Raw genomic sequence first — 23,677 nt, forward strand, 5'->3', positions numbered from 1 at the left:
GAACAGGTTTTTTATTTATTCGGTGTCTTTTGTTTCTTCTAAATCTTCTGTTTTGCGTCCTACTTTTACTTTAGGGCTATTTTGTGTTCCGGTAACGGTTAGCGGAATTCCGAATATACCAAGCGGAGGTAATCCTAAACGCATTTTTAAGTTCAGTTTTCCGTCTAAACTTGTTGTGCCTTCAATTCTTGGTCTAAAGCCTGCAAACTTAAATTTAAAGCGTTCTACTGTTATGATATTATTTTTAACTGTAGTTTTAATGTCAACTTTAGAAACATCAGGATTTTTCATCGATTCTGAACTTGTTTTCTGGCTTACGGCATTAAACATTTTTAACCCGCGTACTTTTACATCTTTTACAGAAAGTATTCCACCACCTGCAAGCGATGGATAAACCGGATCCATGTTTCCGTTTAAACGACCTTTTAACTGGTAATCTACAGACACAATTCCCTGAGCTTTTTCAGCGGCACTTGCCATTTTTCTAAAAACTTCGATTTCATTATAAGCCCTTTTAATATCAAAATCAGATGCTTTGATACTAAAGTCAAAATTTGCTTTTTGTGTAGTTACCGCTTGATAATTGGCGTTCATGCCAACATTACAGCCAATTAAATTAAAACCGGTATTCTGCATGCTCAATTTACCTTTGTACATGTTTAAATTTCCAACAGCATTTTGAAGGTTTAATTTATCAAAATTTACTTTTTGGGCATTAGCTGTAAAATTCAAATTCAGGTTTGTCGGAATAATAATAACTCCGGTTTGTTTCGTTTCGGCAGGAGCAGGGCTTTGCGTTTTTGTTTGCGTTACAGATGTGTTTACCGGCGTACTTGACATAAATTCATCGACATTGATGTATCTTGAAGTAACTTTAAAAGAACCTTTTAAAACCCCTGTATTCGTTGTGATATAATTAAAAACGTTCTGTAAATAACCATTCAGTTTAAAATCTGATTCGCCATAAGCAGCCAGAAAGTTATTAAACGACATTTTATCCTGATTGATTTTGAAAATCCCTTCCTTGATAATGAATTTCTTTGGCAAATATTCTGATGCAATTCCTATATTTCTTAGTTCAAGAGTTCCCTTATTATAAAGTTTACTGTAATTACCTTTTTCGGCATCGCTTTGTTTGCCTTTCAAAACCAAATCAGCTTTTACAAAACCATCTAAATCGAGTCCTTTTTGAGAAAAAACTTTGTAGATTTTATTAACGTCAAGTTCCCCTTTTGCTTTAATGTCATAAGTTAAGTCATTAAAATTGCTCAAATCGGCTTCTACAAAAACAGGTTTTCCTTCAAAAGTAAATTGAGTTGGTTTTAAACTTATTTTCAAATCATCAAATGTTCCTTTTTGATTTTCAATTTTAGATTTTATCTTAATATTGGTGATTGGATTTGGATAATATTTGGTTTTTAAATAACCATTTTCCAAATCAATACTTCCGTTTGTAACAGGGAAAAGTTTGTTTTTCTGGTCAAATTTCCCGTTTGCTTTTACATCTCCGGCTAAACTTCCTTTTAAAACAATATCCGGAATTCCGAGTGCTTTTGTTAGTTTTTCAAGATCAATTTTAGCTTTAAAATCCGCATTTATTTCCGGAGTATTGGCACCTTTTATATAAAATTTAGATTTTAAATAATCCTTATTTATATTTAAGGACAAATTTTTTGCATCAACAGTTAAAAGATCCGGATTTAAAGAAGGAACTGTCGTTTTAACTTCCAGGTTTAAATTAGAAACCGGGAAAGCACTTTTGTTATAATTTACAAAACCATTGTCTATTTTTATGTCTAAATTTAAATCAGGAGCAATGTTTTGCGATGCGATATAATTTCCTTTTAAGGTAAAAAGTAAATTAGTTTTACCTTTTAATTCTGTTTTAGAAAGCCAGGTAATATATTTTGGAGGGAAAGCAGTAAAAAGATCATCTAAGTTGCTGTTGTCAGATTTTATGATGAAATCCATATTGTAACCGTCTTTCAGGAAATCAAATTTACCTTTAAAATCTACTAAAAGCTGATTGATTTTAAGATTGTTCTGCTCAAAGAAAAAAGATAAAGAGTTAACATTTACTTTAGTAATTAAATCTGCATCAATTTTTTTATTCATTAAATACGGTTCACCTTCGTAAACAATATTTAATTTTTCAATTTTTGCTTTTGAGTATAAATCAAAGACAGCTTTGTTTAAATCTCCTTTTCCTAAATAATCAAATCCAAAAGCATCAAAATGAACTTTTGTCGACAGATCGTCATAAATAATTTTGCTGTTTATAATCTCAATTTTTTCCAGTTTTAGCGATGCATCAGCGTCAGTACTATCTTTAGGGTCTGATGGTTTTGATGATTTGTAAACATTATAATTCGCTTCTCCTTTGTCGTTTACTTTTACATTAATAAAGGAATCAGATAAATAAATCTGATCAATTTTTACCTCTTTGCTAAAAATTAAACTGGCTACGTTTATTCCAAAAGAGACTTCTTTTGCGGTAATAAATTTTTCGTTTTTGTATGGAGCTGATCCGTTAAGGCTTAAATCATTTAAGGTTAAAGTCAAGGAAGGAAAATGGTGAAAAAATGAAACCGATACATCAGAATAATTCAGTTCTGCGCTCAGTTTTTCATTAGCCGTCTTTTTGATTTGCTCCTTTATTTTATCGGCAAAAACTATAGGCGTCAAGAACAACAATCCAATAATAACAACAAAAGTTATTCCCAGATATTTTGCCGTTTTTAGTAAAACGGACTTGGTTTTATTTGTAGACATAACAAATTGAGTTGTTTACAGGTAAGATTTGTATTGTATAAAAGGTTTATCCGTGAACAGTTTCGCTTTTTCCGTAATTTGTAATAATAGAACCTTCATATTCAATCCATTCTTTCCATCGTTTATCGATATCTATATTGTCTGTATATTTTCTGGCAAATCCTAAAAATGTAGTATAATGTCCGGCTTCAGAAATCATTAAATCACGGTAGAATTTAGCCAATTCCTCGTCTTTAATATTTTCTGAAAGTACCTTGAAACGCTCACAACTTCTGGCTTCGATCATAGCCGAAAATAATAAACGATCACAAAGTGCGTCTTTTCGGCTTCCGTCTTTTTTCATGAATTTAAAAAGTTCATTTACATAATGATCTTTTCTTTCACGACCCAAAGTCAAACCTCTTTTTTTGATAATATCATGTACCATTTGTAAATGCTCTAATTCTTCTCGTGCAATTACAAGCATTTCAGTTACTAACTCTTCTAATTCAGAATTATAAGTAACTAAACTTATAGCGTTTGATGCTGCTTTTTGCTCGCACCAGGCATGATCCGTAAGAATTTCTTCGATATTTGACTCTACTATATTTACCCAACGAGGGTCTGTGGCTAATTTTAATCCTAACATAACTATATTGAAAAAAGTTAACTGCAAAATTAGTCTTTTTTATTGCCGAAAGTCAGTAAATAGCGTGCAAATGCGCTCAAAAAAGCATTATTTTGTAAGTTCAAAGAACTCAAATGAATCAAACAAAAAAACTTCTGATTATTGGTTTTGTCTGGCCTGAGCCAAATTCGTCTGCAGCGGGTGGCAGAATGATGCAATTGATTTCTATTTTTAAGGAAAACAGCTTCGAAATTACATTTGCAAGCCCTGCTTTAGATAGCGATTTTATGGTCGATTTGTCTGAATTTGGAGTTGATAAAACATCAATTGAACTCAATAATTCCAGTTTTGATGATTTTATAATCAAACTTAATCCTGATGTGGTTTTGTTTGATCGTTTCATGATCGAAGAACAATTTGGCTGGCGGGTTTCAGAGAATTGTCCAAAAGCGATTAGATTATTAGACACTGAAGATTTGCATTGTTTGAGAACGGCAAGACAAAAAGCATTTAAAGAAAACAGGACTTTTGAGTTGAATGATTTATTGTCTGAAGAAGTTGCAAAGCGAGAAATTGCCAGTATTCTAAGATGTGATTTGTCTTTCATGATTTCAGAATTTGAAATGAAAATTTTGAAAGATGTTTTTAAAATCGATTTCAGTTTATTGCACTATTTGCCTTTTCTGGTTCATGGAATGCAGGAATTGGATTTGCAGAAATTACCATCATTTCAAGAACGAAAGAATTTTGTTTTCATAGGGAATTTTCTTCATGAACCCAATTGGAATACGGTTCAATATTTAAAAGAAGCCATTTGGCCAATAATTAAAGAGCAATTTCCGGAAGCTGTTTTGGAAGTTTATGGTGCATATCCTTCGCAAAAAGTGTTACAATTGCATCATTCAAAAAATGGTTTTTTGATTATGGGAAGAGCTGAAGACGCTAATGAAATTGTAAAAAAAGCCAGAATTGTTTTGGCGCCAATTCGGTTTGGAGCAGGATTAAAAGGTAAATTATTAGAAGCCATGCAATGCGGAACTCCAAGTATAACAACTACAATTGGATCCGAAGCCATGCACGCCAATTTACCTTGGAATGGTTTTATTACAGATGATCTTGAGTTATTTGCAAAGAAAGCAGTCGAGTTATATCATGATGAAAATCTTTGGAAACAATCTCAAAAAAATGGAATCGAAATTGTAAATGAATGTTATCAATTAAGCAAATATTCTACTGCCTTGATGACTCAGATTAATTTGCTGTTGAATGATTCCGAGAGTCATCGTTTGCATAATTTTATGGGAAACCTATTGCAGCATCACACTTTAAAAAGTACTAAATACATGGCAAAATGGATTGAGGTGAAGAATAAAAACTAAGCTTCCATTTTTCCAAATCCTACAGTTTCACGGTACAATTGTGGCGAAACATCTGCATTGGTTTTAAAGAAGCGGCTAAAATAATGTTCGTCATCATAACCCAGTTCGTAGGCAATTTCTTTTACCGTTTTATTGGTCATATATAATTCTCTTTTAGCTTCGATTATAATTCTTTCAGCAATTAAATCAGTAAGGGTTTTGTTGAAATAATTCTTAGATAATTTAGCTAAGGCTTTCGCCGAAATATTGAGCATTTCTGCATAATGACCGGCAGAATGTTTAATTTTAAAATTAAGCTCTATCGCATCTTTCAGGTTTTGAAGAATAAAAGGTTCTTTAGAATCCGGAGCAGATTTCATTTCTTCCAGTTGTTGATTCTTTAATCTTGAAGCCGTGATTAAAAATATCTTTAAATAAGAAATCAATAAGTCATATTGTGCTAATCCGGTATTTTGAATTTCAGTTTTCATCTGATCTAAAACCATTTTAAAAGTCGATGCAGCTTCTTCTGTAATTATAGTAAACGGTGGTTGATAAACGTTATTGAATAACACTCCATTGCATGAAACCTCTTTTTGGTGATAATGTATGCAGTAAAAATCAGGATGAAAATGAATCGCAATTCCTTCAATTGGTTCATTTACACAAAGCATAAACGGTTGGTAAGGAGAAAAGGCGAGGAGTGAATTTTCTTCAAATTGATGTTCGGCAAAATCAGCTTTTACTTTGCCTTTTCCTTTGGTTACCCAAATTAAAGAGAAATAATTGTTACGCTGTAAATGATCAAAATGGCTATTATCGTCAAACGGAAGAATTTTGAATGCCAGATTGCCATCCTGAGGATTAATTAAAGTGTATACATTTTGATTGCTCATAAAAAATGCTGCTTTTTTTAAAAATGTAAAGATAGTCATGAAAAAGACTTCACGACTATCTATATAAATTGTTTTTTGTCAAATTATTTTTGTAATTCTAAACTTGGTACTGCTGGAAAATCGATTTGAGTATTTGCAGTATTATTGAAATAGTTTGTTAAAACATTTAAGGCTACGTGAGCTACAGTTTCTGCAATTTCTGCCTCTGAAACTCCTGCATTTTTAATTGTATTTACATCTTCATCGCTTACTAAACCATTTTTGCTAACCAATGTTTTAGCAAATTTAAGAATAGCGTTAGTTTTTGCATCAGTAGAATTTCCTGTTCTTGCATCATGTAAAACCTGCGCATCTGCTTTTAATAATTTTTCACCAATAAAAGTATGAGCCGCTACACAATAATCACAAGAATTACTTTCTGAAATTGTCAAGGCTAATAATTCGCCGGTTTTTGCACTCAATTTTCCGTGGCTTAATGCGCCGCTTAAGTTTAAATATCCTTCAAGAACTGCCGGAGAATTTCCCATTGTTCTCATCATATTAGGAACAACTCCTAATTTTGCTTGTACAGCGTTGAATAAATCTTTAGTTTTTCCTGTTACTTCTTCTGGGTTTAATGCTGTTAATCGTGTCATTGTATTTAATTTTTATGTTAATTATTAGTTGTTGTCTTTTGACATTACAAAGGTGCGATGATTACAGAGTTTAGAACATGGAGGATTTACGCTATGTGATGGACAATTTTCCCTCTTCTTTATTTATTAGTAAATAAGAATGTTTTTTAGGAGCTAATCCCGCTCCCGAAGCCTCGGGACGTTACAATCTTTTGTCTGCCGCGGCGGACAAAAGGATTTTTAATTCTATCGGGGCTAGGGCAGTCGTTTTCATAATAATGTTTTTCGTTTGTTAGGTCATTGCGAGGAACGAAGCAATCACATCTGGTGCTTTGGTTGTTATTGATGATTGCGTTTATTGTTAGTGTGGTTGCTTCGTTCCTCGCAATGACAAATAAGAATAAAAAAATCCCCGGTTACAAGTTGTAACTGGGGATTTTTTAGTTTGCACTCTCAATCTCCGGTCAGATTGTAAGCTGAAAGACTGAGACTGTAAACTGGGACTGTAAATGAGACTAAAAACTATTTCAACAAATCTCCAACCGCCTGAACAGTAGTAGCATGATAACCTGATTTTGCTTTGTTGAAAATTTTGTTTGCCCAAACTTTTCCTTCCGGAGTTTTTGCCATTTCTTTATAAAGCATCATTACAGATCCAGTTCTGCTAGTTGAAATTAAAAATTGTTCAATTGCAGGATACGCAGCTGTATATTTATAACGAATAGACGGAACAAACCATTGACGTTTGATGATGAAATTACCACCTTTTGTAAAGTTGAATTCTGCATCAATTGCTTCCATTTCTTTTGGTGTAATATCCGTTGGAAGATGATCTATAAAATACTGTTTTTCGCTCGTTGTTGTAATTTTTTGACTTAATCCTTTTACGCCCGTTTCTCTCCAGCTTTTTTGGAATTTATCAATTGCATCAAAATCAGCAGAACTTACAGGTGTAATATTTGATGGAATTCCAGGTTTGTAGATCCAGTCTTCGGCTTTTATTTTATCTGCAAGTGCTTTGTCTCCTTTTATAAGATTCTCGTTATAGTATTTAAGAAAATCTTCTGTTGTGATAGATTTAAAAGCGTGTGCATCGAAATAATTTTTAATAAATACGTCAAACTTTTCACGTCCAACAGCATTTTCGATTACTCTTAAAAAAGCATATCCTTTTACATACGGAATCATGCTGATTCCGTCATCAGGGTTTCTTCCCGTAAGACTAACTTTTAATCTTGTATCTGGACTTGTATCTCCGTATTCTGCTACGTTATCAACTAATTCTTTGCGCGTAATAACGTTTTGCATTTCAAATTCTTTCTCTCCAAAAATTGCTTCGCCAATGCGGTGTTCTACATAAGTTGTAAAACCTTCGTTTAACCAGATATCGTCCCAGGTTGCATTGGTAACTAAATTTCCGCTCCAGCTGTGTCCTAATTCGTGTGCTAATAAACTAGTCAATGAACGATCTCCTGCAATTACTCCCGGAGTAAGGAAAGTTAAGTTAGGATTTTCCATTCCGCCATAAGGGAAACTTGGAGGTAAAACCAAAACATCATAACGTCCCCAACGGTAAGGTCCGTAAAGTTTTTCAGCAGCTACAACCATTTTTCCAAGTTCAGCAAATTCCCAGGCCGATTTTTTCAGCATCGATGGTTCTGCATAAACTCCGGTTCTGTTATCAATAGATTGAAATTCGATATCTCCAACTGCAATTGCCATTAAATAAGACGGAATCGCTTTGTCTTGTTTAAAAGTATAAACTCCGGTATCATTTTTCTTTTGAGGATTTACAGCGCTCATTACAGCTAATAAATCTTTAGGAACGGTAACTTTTGCATTATAAGTAAAACGAATTCCCGGAGAATCCTGACACGGAATCCAGGTGCGTGACCAAACGCTTTCGCCTTGCGAGAAAACAAAAGGTTTCTTTTTGTCAGCAGTTTGCTCAGGAGTTAGCCATTGTAATGCAACAGCATCTTTAGTCGTGCTGTAGTAAATATTTACTTTTGTGGTGTTAGGTTCGATGGTAATATGAAGTGGTTTTCCGTGAAATTCAACGTCTTTTCCAAGTTCGAATTTGGTTTCTTTTTCATCATCACCTAAAGTTACTTTTGTAATGTTAAGCGTGTTTTCGTCAAAGATAATTTCGTTTCCTTTGCTTATGTTGTCAATTAACCAGGAAGCTTTTCCTGAAATAGTTTGAGTATCAAAGTCAACTTTTATATCCAGATCTAAATGTTTTACAACAGCAAGTTCTGGTTTAGAATAACTGTGTTCATCTGTAACAGCAGCTGCTTTTTCTGTTTGTTCCTTTTTCTGACAGGCAATTACGGTCAGGAATAAAGTGGCAAGGATTAGTTTTTTCATTTTTATGAAGAATTGAATTAGTGGAGGAAAATTAAACAAAAAATCCCGTTTTGAATAAACAAAACGGGATTTTATTATAAATAACCTTAAGCTTGTGGCTCAAGATGACATAAATAAATTATGCCAACATTGTAACCGGGCTTTCGATGTATTGTTTTAATGTTTGTAAGAATTGTGCGCCAGTTGCACCGTCAATTGTTCTGTGGTCACACGCTAATGATAACATCATTGTGTTTCCTACTACAATCTGACCATTTTTAACTACTGGTTTCTCAACAATTGCACCTACAGAAAGGATAGCAGAGTTTGGTTGGTTGATAATTGAATTGAATTCAGTAATACCAAACATTCCAAGGTTAGATACTGTAAAAGTACTTCCTTCCATTTCTTGTGGTCCAAGTTTTTTGTTTTTAGCTCTTCCGGCAAGATCTCTTACAGCAGCACCAATTTGAGATAAACTCATAGCATCTGTAAATTTCAATACAGGAACTACTAATCCGTCTTCAACCGCTACGGCAACACCAATGTTAACGTGGTGGTTGATGATGATAGCATCTTCTTTCCACTGAGAATTGATTTTTGGGTGTTTTTTCAATGCTAAAGCACAAGCTTTAATTACCATATCGTTAAAAGATACTTTTGTATCCGGAACAGTATTGATTGTCGCTCTTGAAGCCATTGCATCATCCATGCTTACTTCGATCACTAAGTTGTAGTGAGGTGCAGTAAATAATGATTCAGCAAGACGTTTAGCGATAATTTTACGCATTTGAGAGTTTTTGATCTCTTCGGTGAAAACTTCTCCTGCAGGAACAAATACTTTTGGTGCAGCAGGAGCAGCAGTTTCAGCTTTTGGCGCAGCAGCAGTTGTATTTGCAGCTGGTTGTGCCTGAGCAGATGGAGTAAAGTTTTCGATATCGCTTTTTACGATACGTCCGTTTTCTCCAGACCCTTTAACCTGATTTAATTGGATTCCTTTATCAGAAGCGATTTTCTTCGCTAATGGCGAAGCTAAAATTCTTCCGTTTGAAGTTTCAGCAACGGCTTCTGTAGCTTTTTCAGCAGCAGGAGCAGCTTTTTCTTCAGTTGCAGGAGCACTTGCAGTTGCAGTTCCTCCGGCAGTATAGTTGTCAGCAATTCCAGAAATATCAGTTCCGGCAGGTCCGATAATAGCTAATAAGCTATCAACAGGTGCAGTGTTTCCTTCCTGAATACCAATGTATAATAATGTTCCTTCATTGAAAGACTCAAACTCCATAGTTGCTTTGTCAGTTTCAATTTCAGCAAGGATATCACCTTCGGCAACAGCATCACCTACTTTTTTCAACCATGTTGCTACAGTTCCTTCTGTCATTGTATCACTCAAACGTGGCATAGTTACTACTACAACACCTTTTGGTAATTCAGTTGCAGCTTTTGCAGGAGCAGCAGTTTCTGTTTTTGCTTCAGCAGCAGGAGCAGCATCCGCTTTTGGTTCCGAAGCTTCGGAACTAGCAGCAGGAGCATCACCACCAGCTAAAAGAGCAGAAATATCTTCTCCTTCGTTACCAATGATTGCTAATAATGAATCAACAGGAGCAGTTTCTCCAGCCTGAATTCCGATATGTAAAAGAGTTCCTTCGTTGAAAGACTCAAATTCCATTGTTGCTTTATCTGTTTCAATTTCAGCAAGGATATCTCCTTCGCTAATTTTGTCGCCTACTTTTTTTAACCAAGTCGCTACCGTTCCTTCCGTCATAGTATCGCTCAAACGAGGCATTGTTACTTTTATCGCCATAATATGTTATAGTTTATGAGGTGTAAATGGATAGTCTTCTTGTGCGTATACTACATCATATAATTGTTGTAATTCAGGATATGGAGATTCTTCAGCGAATTTCACACATTCTTCAACCAAGTCTTTAACTTTTTGGTCAATTGCTTCAATTTCTTCTTCTGTAGCATACTTTTGATCCATAATTACATCTAAAACCTGAGTAATCGGGTCAATCTTTTTGTACTCTTCAACCTCTTCTTTAGAACGGTAAAGTTGTGCATCAGACATAGAGTGTCCTCTGTAACGGTACGTTTTCATTTCAAGGAAAGTTGGTCCGTCACCACGACGAGCTCTGTCAATTGCTTCTGTCATTGCTTCAGCAACTTTTACAGGATTCATTCCGTCAACAGGTCCGCAAGGCATTTCGTATCCTAAACCAAGTTTCCAGATATCAGTGTGGTTTGCAGTTCTTTCTACAGAAGTTCCCATTGCATAACCGTTGTTTTCAACGATAAATACAACTGGTAATTTCCATAACATAGCCATGTTGAAAGCTTCGTGTAGAGAACCTTGTCTAGCTGCACCATCACCAAAATAGGTCATAGTAACTCCGCCAGTTTCAAAATATTTATCAGCAAAAGCTAAACCTGCTCCTACCGGAATTTGTCCACCTACGATTCCGTGTCCTCCGTAAAAACGGTGTTCTTTAGAGAAAATGTGCATAGAACCTCCCATACCTTTAGAAGTTCCTGTTGCTTTTCCTAAAAGCTCAGCCATTACACGTCTGGGATCAACTCCCATACCAATTGGTTGTACGTGGTTTCTGTAAGCGGTAATCATTTTATCTTTAGTCAGGTCCATAGCGTGCAAAGCACCCGCTAATACAGCTTCCTGACCATTATATAGGTGTAGAAAACCTCTAACTTTTTGTTGAATGTATAATGCTGCAAGTTTGTCTTCAAACTTTCTCCAAAGTAGCATGTCTTCGTACCACTTTAAATATACTTCTTTTGTAACTTCTTTCATCTGAATTCTTTCTTTTGCTAAAGTTTGTTTGTGTTATCAATTGTTGCCTATAACGCAAAATAGTTTCCTCCCACAAATTTGCGCCCGAAAGGTCGGGATGCAAAAATAAGACATTCCTATTAAGAAGTAAAATTTAAAAGGTACTTTTTGGCTTTTTTTTACAAGAACTTTTTATCAAACATAAAAGGAAGCAAATTTTTTAGGGATGCTGATTTGTAAACTTCGCCAATTTCTCCCATAAAAAAGATTTCTATAGGTGTGTCTTGCCTGATTTCATATTCTGCAATAGATTGTCTGCATGAACCACATGGCGGAATTGGTGCTGTTGTTTGATTCGTGTCTGAAGCTGCTGTAATAGCCATTTTTAAGATTTTAGCTTCAGGATATATACTTCCGGCATGAAAAATAGCTACTCGCTCTGCGCATAATCCAGACGGATAAGCTGCATTTTCCTGATTTGATCCTAAAATTATTTTTCCGTTATCTAATAATAAAGCTGCTCCAACTCTAAATTGAGAATATGGGGCATACGCTTTTTTGCGAACTTCAACGGCCTGATTCATTAAGTCCTGAATGTCTTGTGAAAGTTCTTGTAAAGTATCGTAAACTATAAAGGATGATGTTATGCTAATTTCTTTCATTTGTTTTTAAGGGAAAAAAAATCCAAATTCCTAAAAAATAGAAATTTGGATTGTTATTGTATTATTGTTTTATCGGTTTAATAAACTTCGTATTTGTCGCCAAAGTTAAAGGTTAAAGAAAAGCGAAGTGTGTTTTCTAAAGGATTTTTAATTTTTGATGTCGAAAATAAATAAGAAACATCAACTTTTACGATGTTATATTTAAATCCTGCTCCTAAAGAGAAAAATTGTCTTGCTCCTTTTTCAGGGCTTTCGTGAAAATATCCGGCTCTTAATGCAAAAGCATCCTGATACATATATTCTGCACCTACACTGTAAGTTATTTCTTTTAATTCTTCGCTGAATCCGCCTGGAGCATCTCCAAAAGATTTAAAAATTCCTGAAACCCAACCAATGTCGTTGTAGTTTTTAAAGTTTGTAGCATCTGCCTGTTCTTGAGAAATATCTCCAACATCATTATAATCTCCATCTCCGTTTGCATCTACTGGTGTTCCTGGTCCCGGAGGAGTTGGAACTAAAAGTTTTGTAAATTCAACACTAAGGGCTACTTTATTATAGTCATCTAAAATAAAATCAAAACCTCCACCTAATCTAAGATTAGCCGGCAAAAAGTTTGAACTTAAATCATCATTGTCATAGCTTATTTTCTGACCAAGATTTTGCATGTTAAAACCACCTCTCCATCTTCCGTTGAAGTCTGAATAAGCAATTTCTTCAGATTGATAGAATCCGGCGATATCTACTGCAAAAGTACTTGCTGGTGAAGCATCAACATCTTCTGAAGCAATTTTCAGGTTTGAACGAATGTATCTTGCAGCAACTGCCATCGAGAATTTTTCACTTAATTTCAAAGAATAAGAACCATCAAGGGCAAATTCATTTGGAGAGACAATTCTTGCGGCTTCATTTGGGTCTCCGGTTGTTCTTAACTCAATATCTCCAAAACCAAAATAACGGAAAGTACCTGCAAAGGCGCTTCGATCATTGATCTTGTTGTAGTAAGTAACTTGTCCAAGAGAAATGTCATTGGCTAAGTCTGTTAAATAAGGAGTGTAGCTTAGAGAGAAGCCTTGCTTGTCTACTGAAAAAGCATATTTTGCAGGATTCCATTGCTGAGAATAAGCATCTGCTGATGTTGCGACACCCTGATCAGCTAAACCTGCTGCTCTGGCATCTGCTGCAACTAATAAAAATGGAACTCCTGTGGTAATAGGACGGTTTTCCTGGGCCTGTACTTTAAAAAGAATAAAAGAACAAATTAAAAGTAGTGATATTTTTTTCATTTAGGGAACTTAATGGTATTTAGATTACAAATATATATATAATTATAATATGACAAGCTTTTCGTATTTTTCTGCCTTTTTATTTGTCAAATTAGATTTGACTGTGAGTTTATAAATATAAACTCCTTTACCAATTCTGTCGCCAAAATCGTCTTTTCCGTCCCAGGTTATTTCTCTGGATAAAAAACCTTCTGTTGTAACAACCTGATTTTTTGTCCAGACTACTTTTCCGGTAATTGTCATAACCTGAACCTGAACATCTAAGGGTTCATAAGGTCTGTTGTGCGAAAACCAAAATTGTGTATAAGTCGAAAACGGATTAGGGTAATTAAGAACGTGTGTTAATGTTAGTGACTCATCTCCAACAACTATAAATTGTATCTCACTTGTAACAGGATTGTTGTAAACATCCCATGCCGTGAAAGTTATTGTATGCATTCCTGCAGCTAAATTTCTTAACGGAAAACGTAAATTTCCATTGGTGTAATCGTCTAATTTTGTTTGATAATAATCATTTAAAATATACGGATTACTCACATCTCCATCTAGAATTGCTACTATATCATGCCCGATTCCGCTTGCTGTATTGATTCCGTTTTCGTCTTCAAGAAATGCTAATAAAAATGGGGATTCATTAGTAATTCCACCAGACACAAAAGTTTCATCATTCATATATAACTTAACTTTTGGATTTATATTGTCCTGAGGTGCATTTTCATTTATTCCTCCAATTTTAATAGCTGTATTATAGCCTGACTGATTCTCTGAAAGCTGATTTTTTTTAGAATAAAAGCTAATTCGACCATAGTCAACAGGTACACGAATATCACGAGGAACAACAAAGCTAAATTCAAACTGACCGTTGGTTACAGACGCATTTCCTCTAAAGATAGTTTCGCCCAGAATTTTGAATGACATTGCAGGGCTATAACCATCATTATTTAGCGTGGTAGTTGTAATTAACTTGTCGAAAATTGCAGTTGCCAATTCACCATTATAATTGCTTAAAAGGGTATTGTTCTCATCTGTGATCTCACCGGTAATTTTAATTTTAGATAAAGATTTAAAATCCGGTATCGACTGAGAAATCACAATATCGTTTACTTTTGTTAAATTAATTCTTGGTTTAGGAATTGCTAACATTAAGGCAGGATCTCCAAGATAAAAAATAACATTACTGGCAGAACTCGGATTTTCGTTTTTAGAAATTCGCAGTGCTTCAGCAATCGTAGTATATTGATTGGATCCGTATGCGAATAAATTTCTACTCAGACTATTATTAAAATCTTCTGCATTGTATTGACCTATCGCGCGAATAGTGGTTAACATCGAAATTGCACCACCTTTTGGATTCCAAAATGTATATTCTCCCGCTGTTGGTCTTGTGGGATCATCAAATCTGGAAAATTCGCAGGTAATAGTAATAAATAAAGGGTACTTGTATTGATTGTTTAAGTTTTGTCCGTCTGATTTTTCCCAAATTCGCTCACTTGCCAATCCATCTTCACCACCGTGTCCCAAATAATTAAAAACTAATGCTCCTTTTTCGAAAGCATTAAATAAATCGGTTCTGGCTTTAGGATATCTTGATCCTCCGGCAGAAGCTTCCTGCGTATAAGAATCCAGAATTATTTTATCCATATTGAAAAATGACTTTTCAGTAGATATTTTATCTGCAAGATTGTTTTGATTCGATTGAAGGGTTGTATCTGAAGCTTTGTCAGAATCATCGCTGACCATAACAATATTATTTCTCCAATTTCCGTAAGATTTCTGATCGTGATATTCTAATACTTTGTTTACGATTTCAGCAGCTTGAGCATTATCTGAGACCAACATTCGTCCAACAGCAATGTCGATTCCTCCAAACGGAAAAACAACAACGCCTTCATTCGCATCCATTAATCCGTAAAAGTCATCTGAGGCAAATGAAGCTTCTCCGGTCGTGTTGCTAATTACGGATTGATATATAGGTACAATATTATTATTGTTTGTAATTCGGTTTTTATAATCAAATGAAGCATCTCCAAATAAATTCAAATATTTTATTCTTTTATCAGGCGTAGATGCGTTTTCGTAAATGTATTTTATGCAGTTTCTGATTGCGGCGATGTCTTGTTTTCCTGAAGAGAATTCCTGATAGATATTCTCTAACGTAATTACTTTTACATTTAAATTAGAATAGCTGCGATGAAAACTCGCTAATTTTTCGGCCTGAGAAACCAGGAATTTTGGAGTCACAATTACATAATCAATATCCTGAAAGCTGTTTTGGCTATTTTTAAAGAGACTTCCCTTTAAGTTTTGATTAGTGATTTTTGGCTGACTTTCTTTTAAAGGAGTAAAATAATCTGAGGGATCAATAGCTATATATTTTCTAATTTCTCCTAAAGATGCTTTAAAACTAAAATTTGCCTGATTGTTGTTTTCTATTTTTGATACATTATATAGGTCTGTAACATCCCAAATTTGCGAAATGCCTGTAGCGCTGCCAATAGTATAATTTACAATTCCTCCGGTTGAACCTGCTAAGTCATATTGAAATTTAAATTGTTTGCCTATTCCCAGAAGTTTTCTTTTTGCAGTTAAATTAATGTAATCCAAATATCCTTTTGATCCCGGAACACCATTATTATTATAGGTAAGCTTGATTTTTATATTTGCTGCTCCGGTAAATGTTGCGTTCGAAGGAAGTTTTTGGGTGTAGAATTTTTCATCAGAATTAACTACTAAAGTTTGAAAATTAATATTACCAATACTTTGACCATTTGCAGAAACGGTAAAAGAGGTTGGGGTATAGGCGGCAGAAGCGGCGCTCAATTCTATTTTTACAGGAACTGAAGTTTCAATGTTTGGAAAGTTGAATTCAAATTCCTGTTCCTGATTAATATCAAATGATTCTCCAAACCATTGACGCCCTAAATGTGCAATGTTTGTTTTGTCGATTTCATGAAATTGATAGTCGTCAAAAGTGGTAAGGTCTAAAGTTGAGTTTCCTGTTGGCTGATTTATATTTGAAATTCTTTTTCCTTCAATTCCGTTAACGGTAATATAATAATACGATTTTGTATCATATAAGTTGAGATTAGTCTGATTTTCAGGGCTCCAATTCTCAATTCCTTCGGCATAAAAAAGAATATAATCTTCATTATTAAAGATTCCGTCGCTTTCTCCTATAATCTGAATAGCGTTTTCGGTTAAATCTTCAGGATAGTAAGTGTTATTTGCCAAAGGAAGCATTTTTCCTCCATTTCCATAAATTTTGATTCTTCTTGGGTCAGCTTTTGAAGGATCGAATCCTAAACTTTGCAGGAAAGACTTTGAAATTTTATAAACTCCGGATTTTTCTACATAAAAACGGTACCAATCGCCAGTTGCTAAAACCGAATTGTAAACTGAATTTGATTTTTGAAAAGATGATGTATTGCTGTTATTTGATGCAGAAGCGGTTGTAGAGTAAGAAAATGATTTAATTCGTTTAAAACTATTTCCTTCCTTTATTATAGGCGATAAAAATAAAAAGTTTTGCCTTTTATCTCTTGCATTAGTTGTTTTTAATGTCTCATTTGGCTTTTCAGGAATGTTTTCGATTGCTAAATCACCTAATTCTGCAATTGAAATTGATTCGTATGCAATGTTGGTAATTTGAATAGAATTACTGTTCGAATAACCGGATTCGTTCAGGTTAAGCAGTAATGTTATGCTTTTTTTTGTAGTATCGTATCTAAAACTGCTTCCGGAGAAGTATGGAATTTTTATTTTCAAATCTCCATAACTCATTTCTTTTTTATTTTGCCAATCTATTGTGAAGTCGCCATTTATCTGGGAAAAAGAGATAAATGGGATCAAAAAAAGATATAAGATTAGGGCTTGTTTCATTGGTTAATAAATGAGATTTAAGTTAAAAATATTTTAGTAAGTAAAAATATAGTATTTCATGTTATAGTAAATAATAAAAAGTATATTTTTGCGTTCGTAACTATAGGTTATTTTCTGGTAAAAAACAGCTAAATAAAATTATTAGAACAGATGTTGCTAATTAAATGTTAATTATTATATTGCAGCACCTAAATTTATCACCTAAGAATGAGTATGAAAGTAAACAAAATTGTAGTCTTGCAATTAATGATGTCAATGGTATTGATGTTGGGCACGGCTAGTTGTAGCAAAAAATCGAGTTCCAGTCACGCTTCCAGAGCAACTGGTTGGGATGTAGATAGTCAGAATGGAACTGCTGCCAGAAATGCAGGGAAAAAACAACAGGCTGGTCCTGGTTTAGTTTTTGTTGAAGGAGGTACATTTACTATGGGTAAAGTACAGGATGATGTTATGCACGATTGGAATAACACACCCACTCAACAACACGTTCAATCATTCTATATGGATGAAACTGAAGTTACGAATGGTATGTACTTAGAATACCTGGAGTGGTTAAAGAAAGTTTTCCCTCCAACAGAAGAAAATTACAAAAATATTTATGAAGGTGCATCTCCGGATACCTTAGTATGGAGAAATCGTTTAGGATATAACGAAACGATGACTAATAACTATTTAAGACACCCATCTTATGCTAACTATCCTGTAGTAGGTGTAAACTGGATTCAGGCAGTTGAATTTAGTAAATGGAGAACTGACCGTGTGAACGAAGCAGTCTTAGAGAAAAATGGTTACCTTAAAAAAGGTGCTAAAACACAAGACGTTAGCGCTGAAAGTTTGTTTAACACAGAAGCTTATGTTGCATCTCCAAGTACTACTTATGGTGGTAATGAAGAACTTGTGTTAAAGAAAAACCCTAACGGCAGAAAACCAAAAGCAGGTAAAGACGGTGTAGTTCCGGAAGAAAAGAATGTGTACGCACAACGTTCTTCAGGAGTTATCTTGCCAGAATACAGACTTCCTACTGAAGCAGAATGGGAGTATGCTGCAGCTGCAGATGTTGGACAAAGAGAATACAATATATATAAAGGACAAAAGAAATATCCTTGGTCCGGAGATTATACACGTTCATCTAAACGTAAAAACAAAGGAGATCAATTGGCTAACTTTAAACAAGGAAACGGTGATTACGGTGGAATTGCAGGTTGGTCTGATGATGGTGCAGATATTACAAACGCTGTAAAAAGTTATGCTCCTAATGATTTTGGATTATACGATATGGCTGGAAACGTAGCCGAATGGGTTGCCGATGTTTACAGACCTATTATTGATAATGAAGCAAATGATTTTAACTACTTTAGAGGAAATCAATATGCTAAAAACAAAATTGGTAAAGACGGTAAAATTGAAATTATCACTAAAGATAATATTCAATACAAAACGTTAAGTAACGGTAAAAAAGTTGCAACAAACTTACCAGGAGAAATTGCTCAGGTTCCAGTTGACGAAAACGAAACTTATTTGAGACAAAACTTCAGTACAAGTGATAACATCAACTATAGAGATGGTGATAAACAATCATCTAAATATTTTGATTTTGGAGACGAGTCAGAATCTAAAGCGGATCATTCAATGTACAACGCTCCTAAACATAATGTAACAACAGACAGTTTAGGTCAAATGGTTAGAAAATATGATAACTCTAGTAAACGTACAACGTTTATCGATGATAACGTAAGAGTTTACAAAGGTGGTTCTTGGAGAGATAGAGCTTATTGGTTAGATCCTGCTCAAAGAAGATATTTCCCTCAAGATATGGCAACAGATTATATCGGATTTAGATGTGCAATGTCTAGAGTAGGTGCTAAAGCTGAAAAAAGAAAATCGCCTAGAAACTAAGTCTTAGAAAATTTATTATAAAAAGTTCCAAATTCCAAAAGCTGAATATTCAGTATGGAATTTGGAACTTTTTTATTGTTTTTTTTCTACTTTTATGACTAATAAAAATTTTTATAAATGAATATTCAAGACATTCATAACTTGTTTTTGCAGTGTAAATCAGTTTCAATAGATACAAGAAAAATTGAAAAGGATTCTATGTTTTTTGCTATTAAAGGCGAAAATTTTGACGCTAATACTTTTGCTGCTAAAGCAATAGAATTAGGCGCTTTGTATGTTATTATTGATAATGCATCTTATGCTATTGACGAAAGAACTATTCTTGTAGAAAACAGCTTGGAAACCTTGCAGGAACTGGCAAAATTTCATCGTTCTTATCTAAAGCTGCTCATAATTGCCTTAACAGGAAGTAATGGTAAAACGACAACGAAAGAATTAATTAATGTAGTTGTAGCTAAAAAATATAAAACTAAAGCCACTGTAGGTAATTTAAACAATCATATTGGAGTTCCGCTGACTTTGTTGTCTTTTACAAAAGAAACTGAAATAGGAATTGTTGAAATGGGAGCAAATCACAAAAAAGAAATTGAATTTTTATGTGAAATTGCCCAACCGGATTACGGTTATATTACCAATTTTGGAAAAGCACATTTAGAAGGTTTTGGAGGAGTTGAAGGTGTAATTGAAGGTAAAAGCGAGATGTATAAATATCTTGCAAAGAATGATAAAGTAGTTTTTGTAAATCTTGAAGATTCAATTCAGATTGAAAAATCGGTTGGGATAAAGTCATTTACTTTTGGAGTAAATAATGATGCTGCGGATCTGAATATCAAAAACATTTCGGCGAATCCTTTCGTTATTATTAAGTATGATAATTTTAGTGTAGAATCACATTTAATTGGATTATACAATGCAAATAATATAAATGCGGCAGTTGCAATTGGGTATTATTTTAAAGTAGATGAAAACGATATAAAAGAAGCTATCGAAAACTATATACCAGAGAATAACAGATCACAATTATTAAGAATTGGTTCTAATCAGATTATTCTGGATGCCTACAACGCAAATCCTAGTAGCATGGCAGTTGCGATAACTAATTTTCTGCAACTCGAAAATCAGAATAAAATAATGATTTTAGGAGATATGTTTGAGCTTGGTAATGAAAGTTCCAAAGAACATAAATTGATTGTTGATTCTTTAGTAAACCAAAATAAAGCGGGTTGTTATTTAATAGGTAAATCATTTTATGAAAATAAAACAGATAAAAACAACATACAGTTTTTTGAAACCTTTGATGATTTTGTAGCATTCGTTAAAACAATACACTTTAATGAAAATACAATTCTGATAAAAGGTTCAAGAGGAATGGCTCTTGAACGTACATTAGAATTTATTGCATAAATAGTTTTCAAAATAATAAAACGCCAAAGCCATTCAAGTGAATGGCTTTGGCGTTTTATTTAAATACTCATTAAGAAACCAATCAGGTTTTCTTTTTTGTTTAAGCCTAGTTTTTTTCTTAAACGATAGCGGGCTAATTCGACACCTCCGGTTGAAATATTCATAATTTCGGCGATTTCTTTTGTAGACATATTCATCAATAAATAAGTTGATAAATCGAGTTCACGAGGAGAAATTGTTGGGTATTTTTCTTTTAATCTCTTAAGGAACTCAAAATGAACGTTTTTGATGTGTTTTTCCAGATCTTTCCAGCTTTTATCTGTGTTTACCTCCTTTACAATACTTTTATGCAATTTGTTGAATTCAAATTTGGTCGAATCGTCTAGAATATTAGTATCAATATCTTTTAACTTATGAATGATTCCGTTTAGAATCTTATTTTTCTTAACTACTTGCAAAGAATTGTTTACTAATTCTTTGTCTTTGGCGAGGATTTTTATTTGAAGTTTATCACTTTTTAACTTCTCTATTTCTTTTTCAAGTTCATGCTGTTCATGTCTGATTTTTGATTCTTTTTCCAGATATAATCTTCTTTGTTCGATGGTTTCATAATATCTGTTTTTTCTGATTTTTAATTTAATCCTGTTAGAAATGATGTAAACTGCAGTAATTAGAAAAATGATATAAATTAGATACGCTAAAAAATGTCTGTACCACGGCGGCGAAACGATAAAGGTGATTTCAGATACATCTGATTCTATACCATAACTATTTTTAGCTTTAAGCTTCATGATATAGGTGCCTTCACGCAAATTTGTATATTCTTTTATTGAAAGCGCTGACCAATTGCGCCAGTTCTCCTCAAAAGGCTCTAATTTGTATGAATACGTTACGTTTTCCTGATTTTCATACGTTGGTGAAGAAAACGTGAATTTAACGTGATTTGAGCTGTAAGGAACTGTATATGATTGTTGATTGCCTGGTATATTGCCTGTTAATATCGTATCTCCCGGAAACGAAAAACTTTCTATAAATACTTTAGGCTTCGTTATAAAAGTATTCGAAATTTTAGAGTCATAATGAGTTAATCCATCTGTTAGGCCAATGAAAATATTTTCCGGATCAATAGTATTTACAGAAATATAGTTGTTTACCAAATTCCCTGATAAGTTTGAAAACGGCGCTTGTTTTTTTATAAAATTTCCGTTTTTATTCTTTGTTAATACACCCAAAGACTCATTATATGCATACCATAAACTACCTTGAGAATCTTCGATTAATGTATTAATAGTTGGGATATCTTTAAAAAGTGCTGTTATTTTCTTGTCTTCAAAAAATGTTCCCTGCTCTTTGGAAAATCTGTAGAAATGATTTTTTGACTGAAAATAAACTTTATTATTTATGTTTTGCAAACTGCCAATTCCGGAATATAAAGGACTAATGTCTTTGTGCTTTTTTATATAAACAAATTTCTTTAAATCCTCAGATAAAGTCATTTGATAAAGAAAAGGATCTTTTTTTAACCATAAATAATTTTCGTCCAGTTCTATCGAAAATGTATTTGTGGTTTCGTCAAATCCTGAAACCTGATGGGAATATTCAAATCCTGAAGCAGTTCTTTTAAAAATAGTAAATCCGTTGTAGCTTTCTCCTATAATATAATTATCATGATTTGGTATTTTCTTGAAACCAAAATATCCTTTTGTATCGAGTTTTTTAGAAACTTTATTTTGATCAATAACCAACGCCCCACTATTACTGGCGCAAATAAGTACACCATTTAATACCTGAATATTCCAGGCTTGTGAGATGGTTCCTTCTACTCTTATAAACGGACTGTCTTTAAAGGGATTATTCCAGGAATGGTAAAATAAGCCCTGATTTGTGGCTACATATAAATTCCCGTTAAAAATAGTAGAAGCATATACAGTACCTATATTATAACTGTAATCAAAATAAGAGAAAGGGGAGTTCTCATTAATAAAAGTAATACCGTTGTCTAATCCTAGCCAGATATTGTTTTTGTTGTCTATAAAGGAGGTTAATATAGTATTGTTCTGTAGCCCTTTTTGACGATTTAGATGTTGGATTATTTTTCCATTTAAATCACAAATTATGACCCCGTCCAAAACTGAATTAAGGACAATAAATCTGCCTTTTATTATAGAACCGCCAAGAGATGTGTTTTTCTTGATAAAAGCATTTGCTTCCGTTTCCCATGGCTGCACAGATTTACCATCAGATATAAATAAACCTTTTTCTAAGGTTGCAAGCAACATTTTATTATTTGGAAGCGGGAATACAGACCAGATTTCTTTGTCATTAAATACAGTTGTCCCTTCTATTTGTTTTAATTTATGATTTTTGTATTCCAGAATTCCAAGTGATTTATCTTGAAAATAAAGATGATTATTTACTAAAAATGAAAACTGAAATTTCGTAGGAGCATTTATAACGGTTAATTTATTATTTTTTAGAAAGAATACTTTTGTAAAGGATTGAAAAATTACCTCACCATTAAAGATGTGTATTCTCCAGATCAGGTTTATATTTTGTTTGTCCTTTTTTTCTACCAAATCAGAAAGAGAATGGTATTTTAAATTCCCTTTTTCATCATTTTTAAAATAACCAAATTCATTGTTACCTCCCACATAAATTTTTCCTGCAGCATCTATTTTTAAACTTCTAATTTCTGTTTGAGTAGGGAGAGAAAATTTATGCCAGCTCGAACCGTCAAATTGTATAAGACCATTATTGTTTGCAAAGTACATATTGCCTTTTCTATCCTGATCTATACTCCAGTTTTGAGTTCCACCTCTGTAATCAGCTCTTTTATAATTTTTAATTCCTGGTAAACCTATATCTTTTACCTGAGCTGCAGTATTTGTGTGTAAGAAAAAAATTATAATTAGTGTAAAAATTGTATTTATGAATTTCATAAAATTTATAATGTATTTTTATTAGAAATGTTTTATAAAGGGTTTTATTTTTTAATTATTTATTTGCATTCTTGCCTTTTCATAGAATTATTTTGAATATATCATGAAAATGTCTTTATTTTATAAATGTAGTGTTTATTTTTTTACTTAACATTTTTATAACAATATATTATTTCATTTAAATATTTATAAATCAATGTTTTAAAAATAATTTGATGTGTTTTTGTAGCGTATTA

14 protein-coding genes are annotated in these 23,677 nt (G+C 33.4%); 3 read left to right on the forward strand and 11 right to left on the reverse strand.

What is annotated here, in order from left to right; all coding sequences use genetic code 11:
- Window positions 1-15 precede the first annotated feature (15 nt).
- Together ASF10_RS02715 and ASF10_RS02720 are read right to left on the reverse strand one after the other, a co-directional pair.
- Window positions 16-2,772: an AsmA-like C-terminal region-containing protein gene (locus ASF10_RS02715; protein WP_056245072.1), complete on the reverse strand. Its 2,757-nt coding sequence runs from the start codon at window positions 2,770-2,772 to the stop codon at window positions 16-18.
- 46 nt (window positions 2,773-2,818) lie between these two features.
- Window positions 2,819-3,400, reverse strand: a complete 582-nt coding sequence (locus tag ASF10_RS02720) for a tRNA-(ms[2]io[6]A)-hydroxylase (RefSeq protein ID WP_035685975.1) — start codon at window positions 3,398-3,400, stop codon at window positions 2,819-2,821.
- A 113-nt stretch (window positions 3,401-3,513) separates the two neighbouring features.
- Here ASF10_RS02720 and ASF10_RS02725 point away from each other — a divergent pair, with 113 nt between their 5' ends.
- Window positions 3,514-4,758 (forward strand): glycosyltransferase, encoded by a 1,245-nt coding sequence (locus ASF10_RS02725; RefSeq protein WP_056245075.1) that lies wholly within the window; start codon window positions 3,514-3,516, stop codon window positions 4,756-4,758.
- On the opposite strand, the gene ASF10_RS02730 is transcribed toward ASF10_RS02725, so the two are convergent.
- The 8 genes from ASF10_RS02730 to porU form a co-directional block, all read right to left on the reverse strand.
- On the reverse strand, window positions 4,755-5,633 hold the full coding sequence (locus tag ASF10_RS02730) for a helix-turn-helix domain-containing protein (RefSeq protein WP_056245583.1): 879 nt from the start codon (window positions 5,631-5,633) through the stop codon (window positions 4,755-4,757). The two genes, ASF10_RS02725 and ASF10_RS02730, sit on opposite strands and share 4 nt — an antisense overlap.
- An 83-nt stretch (window positions 5,634-5,716) precedes the next feature.
- Entirely contained in the window at window positions 5,717-6,268 is a 552-nt protein-coding gene (locus ASF10_RS02735; RefSeq protein ID WP_056245078.1) for a carboxymuconolactone decarboxylase family protein, read from the reverse strand.
- A 501-nt stretch (window positions 6,269-6,769) separates the two neighbouring features.
- Window positions 6,770-8,617 carry a hydrolase/aminopeptidase gene (locus ASF10_RS02740; protein ID WP_056245080.1) on the reverse strand — a complete coding sequence of 616 codons (1,848 nt, stop codon included), beginning with the start codon at window positions 8,615-8,617 and terminating at the stop codon, window positions 6,770-6,772.
- Between the two features lie 118 nt (window positions 8,618-8,735).
- A complete protein-coding gene (locus ASF10_RS02745; RefSeq protein WP_056245083.1) occupies window positions 8,736-10,394 on the reverse strand; it encodes a pyruvate dehydrogenase complex dihydrolipoamide acetyltransferase in 1,659 nt (552 codons plus the stop codon).
- A 6-nt stretch (window positions 10,395-10,400) separates the two neighbouring features.
- The gene (pdhA, locus tag ASF10_RS02750) at window positions 10,401-11,399 is read right to left on the reverse strand and encodes a pyruvate dehydrogenase (acetyl-transferring) E1 component subunit alpha (RefSeq protein WP_056245086.1); all 999 of its coding nucleotides are present in this window, start codon (window positions 11,397-11,399) and stop codon (window positions 10,401-10,403) included.
- Between the two features lie 158 nt (window positions 11,400-11,557).
- The gene (gene cdd / locus ASF10_RS02755; protein ID WP_056245089.1) at window positions 11,558-12,040 is read right to left on the reverse strand and encodes a cytidine deaminase; all 483 of its coding nucleotides are present in this window, start codon (window positions 12,038-12,040) and stop codon (window positions 11,558-11,560) included.
- A 77-nt stretch (window positions 12,041-12,117) separates the two neighbouring features.
- Window positions 12,118-13,323, reverse strand: a complete 1,206-nt coding sequence (gene porV, locus ASF10_RS02760) for a type IX secretion system outer membrane channel protein PorV (RefSeq protein ID WP_056245092.1) — start codon at window positions 13,321-13,323, stop codon at window positions 12,118-12,120.
- Between the two features lie 42 nt (window positions 13,324-13,365).
- Window positions 13,366-17,202 carry a type IX secretion system sortase PorU gene (gene porU, locus ASF10_RS02765; RefSeq protein ID WP_056245095.1) on the reverse strand — a complete coding sequence of 1,279 codons (3,837 nt, stop codon included), beginning with the start codon at window positions 17,200-17,202 and terminating at the stop codon, window positions 13,366-13,368.
- A gap of 213 nt (window positions 17,203-17,415) precedes the next feature.
- Between porU and gldJ the strand changes: the two genes are divergently transcribed.
- The gene (gene gldJ, locus ASF10_RS02770; protein WP_055097001.1) at window positions 17,416-19,098 is read left to right on the forward strand and encodes a gliding motility lipoprotein GldJ; all 1,683 of its coding nucleotides are present in this window, start codon (window positions 17,416-17,418) and stop codon (window positions 19,096-19,098) included.
- 117 nt (window positions 19,099-19,215) lie between these two features.
- Window positions 19,216-20,502, forward strand: a complete 1,287-nt coding sequence (locus tag ASF10_RS02775; protein ID WP_056245098.1) for a UDP-N-acetylmuramoyl-tripeptide--D-alanyl-D-alanine ligase — start codon at window positions 19,216-19,218, stop codon at window positions 20,500-20,502.
- 59 nt (window positions 20,503-20,561) lie between these two features.
- Here ASF10_RS02775 and ASF10_RS02780 read toward each other — a convergent pair whose 3' ends face one another.
- A complete protein-coding gene (locus tag ASF10_RS02780) occupies window positions 20,562-23,441 on the reverse strand; it encodes a triple tyrosine motif-containing protein (protein WP_056245101.1) in 2,880 nt (959 codons plus the stop codon).
- Window positions 23,442-23,677: the final 236 nt, after the last annotated feature.

Origin of the sequence: Flavobacterium sp. Leaf82, assembly GCF_001422725.1 — a bacterium.
In the GTDB taxonomy this organism is placed as follows: domain Bacteria; phylum Bacteroidota; class Bacteroidia; order Flavobacteriales; family Flavobacteriaceae; genus Flavobacterium.

What these genes read in the sequence shown, in the direction of transcription:
- ASF10_RS02715 (WP_056245072.1), bottom strand. Translation starts at nt 2,772, where the DNA reads ATGTCTACAAATAAAACCAAGTCCGTTTTACTAAAAACGGCAAAATAT.
- ASF10_RS02720 (WP_035685975.1), bottom strand. Translation starts at nt 3,400, where the DNA reads ATGTTAGGATTAAAATTAGCCACAGACCCTCGTTGGGTAAATATAGTA.
- ASF10_RS02725 (WP_056245075.1), top strand. Translation starts at nt 3,514, where the DNA reads ATGAATCAAACAAAAAAACTTCTGATTATTGGTTTTGTCTGGCCTGAG.
- ASF10_RS02730 (WP_056245583.1), bottom strand. Translation starts at nt 5,633, where the DNA reads ATGAGCAATCAAAATGTATACACTTTAATTAATCCTCAGGATGGCAAT.
- ASF10_RS02735 (WP_056245078.1), bottom strand. Translation starts at nt 6,268, where the DNA reads ATGACACGATTAACAGCATTAAACCCAGAAGAAGTAACAGGAAAAACT.
- ASF10_RS02740 (WP_056245080.1), bottom strand. Translation starts at nt 8,617, where the DNA reads ATGAAAAAACTAATCCTTGCCACTTTATTCCTGACCGTAATTGCCTGT.
- ASF10_RS02745 (WP_056245083.1), bottom strand. Translation starts at nt 10,394, where the DNA reads ATGGCGATAAAAGTAACAATGCCTCGTTTGAGCGATACTATGACGGAA.
- pdhA (WP_056245086.1), bottom strand. Translation starts at nt 11,399, where the DNA reads ATGAAAGAAGTTACAAAAGAAGTATATTTAAAGTGGTACGAAGACATG.
- cdd (WP_056245089.1), bottom strand. Translation starts at nt 12,040, where the DNA reads ATGAAAGAAATTAGCATAACATCATCCTTTATAGTTTACGATACTTTA.
- porV (WP_056245092.1), bottom strand. Translation starts at nt 13,323, where the DNA reads ATGAAAAAAATATCACTACTTTTAATTTGTTCTTTTATTCTTTTTAAA.
- porU (WP_056245095.1), bottom strand. Translation starts at nt 17,202, where the DNA reads ATGAAACAAGCCCTAATCTTATATCTTTTTTTGATCCCATTTATCTCT.
- gldJ (WP_055097001.1), top strand. Translation starts at nt 17,416, where the DNA reads ATGAAAGTAAACAAAATTGTAGTCTTGCAATTAATGATGTCAATGGTA.
- ASF10_RS02775 (WP_056245098.1), top strand. Translation starts at nt 19,216, where the DNA reads ATGAATATTCAAGACATTCATAACTTGTTTTTGCAGTGTAAATCAGTT.
- ASF10_RS02780 (WP_056245101.1), bottom strand. Translation starts at nt 23,441, where the DNA reads ATGAAATTCATAAATACAATTTTTACACTAATTATAATTTTTTTCTTA.